Raw genomic sequence first — 2,507 nt, 5'->3', positions numbered from 1 at the left:
TGGTAGTTGGGACCTTGTCCCTGTGAGAGTAGGACGTCGCCAAGCAACTTTAAGACGAGTCAGAATGACTCGTCTTTTTTGTGTTTTATAACTTCTTTTCAAAGCTAAATATTTTGAAGTGCTTCTCGCTTTTCAAAAAGATTTTTGAATACGTAGCTATATAAGTTTTATTCAATTTCTTTCGTGATTTTTTATATGTAATTTAAGATTTTCTATTTTATTTCTTAAAGATAGGATTTATCAGTGTGTTAAAATAGTACAGTTGTTTTTGATGTAATTTAATATAAGAAGATTTAAGTTAGAAAAGGAGATAATATGAAAAAGATAAGTATAATTACTATAGTAGTCTTAGTCCTGCTAGTAATCGTGTATATGTTAGTTGGGAATTATTTTTATAACTATGCATTAAATGCGAAACAAGAAAAGGAATTTTTGCAAGATAATCCTCATTTAGTGGAAACGGTAAATGCGTCGGGAGATGTATTGGCTGCAAATGAAGAAAAGAATGCGAACTTCGTATCGAAGTATAAACCTAACACATTAACTATACGTTCTTTCGATAAATTAAATTTAAAAGGTTATGAATATATGAATGAACCATCTAGTCATAAATGGGCAATTGTAGTTCATGGATATAGTGGTAGAGCATCGGAAATGACGAAATATGTTCGTAACTTTTATGAACAAGGCTATAATGTCATAGCACCAGACCTTCGTGGACACGGAAATAGTGAAGGGGATTATGTTGGTATGGGTTGGCATGATCGTAAAGATATTTTAATTTGGATTCAACAAATCTTAAAGAAAGACCCTGATGCTGAAATAGCTCTATTTGGTGTTTCAATGGGCGGGGCAACTGTAATGATGACTTCAGGAGAAGATTTACCTTCTAATGTTAAAGTTATTATTGAAGATTGTGGATATTCAACTGTTATTGATGAATTTACTTATCAACTAAAAGATTTATTCCACTTACCGAAGTTTCCTGTTATGAATGCGGCAAATACGGTTACTAAATTAAGAGCTGGGTATGATTTAGAAGAGGCCTCAGCTGTAAAACAAGTAGCGAAAAGTAAAACACCTATGCTATTCATTCATGGGGATGCTGATACATTCGTTCCTTTTGAAATGTTAGATGAAGTATATAATGCTGCAAAAGTAGAAAAAGAGAAATTAATTGTTCCAGGTGCTGGACATGGGGAAGCGGAGAAAGTAGATTCGAATAAATATTGGAATACTGTATGGAAGTTCGTAGGGAAGTATATTCCGGCATAATTAAAGTTGTTGCATTTATATAGACGATAATCGGAGGGATAATAGTTAATCCTTTTGATTATCGTTTTTTTGTTAATTAGGTATTCTGCTATAAGTGTATTTTTGTATGTACTATATGAAGGAGGTAGAGCAAAAACTTTTGAATTCCTTAATCTCAGTGCTACAATGATTGAAAACTAAAAGTTAATGAGGTGTTTCTATGAAAATTGAAGTTTGGTCAGATTTTGTATGCCCATTTTGCTATATTGGGAAACGTAGATTAGAGATGGCTTTAGAGCAATTTTCGCATAAGAAGGATGTTGAAGTTGAGTTTAAAAGTTTTGAATTAGACCAAAATGCTCCAATCTATTCTGGGACAAGTATTAATGAAGTACTTGCATCAAAGTATGGAATTAGTATTGAAGAAGCTAAGCGTAATAACGTACAGCTAGGAAATCATGCAGCTAGTATGGGTTTAAGTTTTAATTTTGATGAGATGAAGCCGACGAACACGTTTGATGCGCATCGTCTTGCGAAGTTTGCAAAGGATCAAGGAAAAGAAAAAGAGATTACGGAAAATCTACTTTTTGCATACTTCACTGAATCGAGAAATTTAAGTGATGTGGATACACTTGCTGCTATCGCTGAAGTTTCAGGTTTAGATAAGCAAGAGGCTTTAAATGTTATTAATGATAAAAATGCGTATGCAAATGATGTTAGAATTGATGAAGCAATTGCTCAGCAATATCAAATTTCTGGAGTACCTTATTTTATTATTAATCAAAAGTATGCTATTTCAGGTGCACAACCACTTGAAACTTTTGTTGGTGCACTTCAGCAAGTGTGGGAAGAAGAGAATCCTGCACCTAAGTTACAAGAACTTTCTTCAGATGGTGGAAGCGATCTTTCTTGTACTGATGGAAGTTGTTCGGCGCCGTCGAAAGAGCAATAGTTTTTATAGTAGAGTAGTACCCCATAGATAGTTCTGTGGGGTGCTTGTATATAACTGTAGAAGAAATACATAAGTGAAATCTATAAAATATAAAGTTTTTTAAAAAACGTATTGACGATTATACCTTAGAGGTGTAATATAGAACAAGTCGCCGATGATAATAACGTCGCAAGCGACAAATGAAATAAAAAAACTTAGTTGACATTAACTAACGAAGATGTTAACATAAGGAAGTCGCAAATGAGCGACCAAGTAGTTCTTTGAAAACTGAACGAAACAAACAACGTGAAACGTCAATTTT

The 2,507-nt window shown here is 33.4% G+C and carries 2 protein-coding genes; both read left to right on the top strand.

Features of this window, described 5'->3' with window-relative positions; genetic code table 11:
• Nucleotides 1–315 precede the first annotated feature (315 nt).
• The gene (locus MR169_RS27840) at nt 316–1,275 is read left to right on the top strand and encodes an alpha/beta hydrolase (protein ID WP_206904106.1); all 960 of its coding nucleotides are present in this window, start codon (nt 316–318) and stop codon (nt 1,273–1,275) included.
• A 199-nt stretch (nt 1,276–1,474) separates the two neighbouring features.
• Nucleotides 1,475–2,206 (top strand): DsbA family oxidoreductase, encoded by a 732-nt coding sequence (locus tag MR169_RS27835; RefSeq protein WP_242320383.1) that lies wholly within the window; start codon nt 1,475–1,477, stop codon nt 2,204–2,206.
• Nucleotides 2,207–2,507 lie beyond the last annotated feature (301 nt).

The sequence above is a fragment of the Bacillus cereus group sp. BfR-BA-01349 genome, assembly GCF_022663795.1.
GTDB classification, from domain to species: domain Bacteria; phylum Bacillota; class Bacilli; order Bacillales; family Bacillaceae_G; genus Bacillus_A; species Bacillus_A cereus.
The sequence above is the reverse complement of the archived record's forward strand: the minus strand, read 5'-3'. Positions and strand labels throughout refer to the sequence as shown.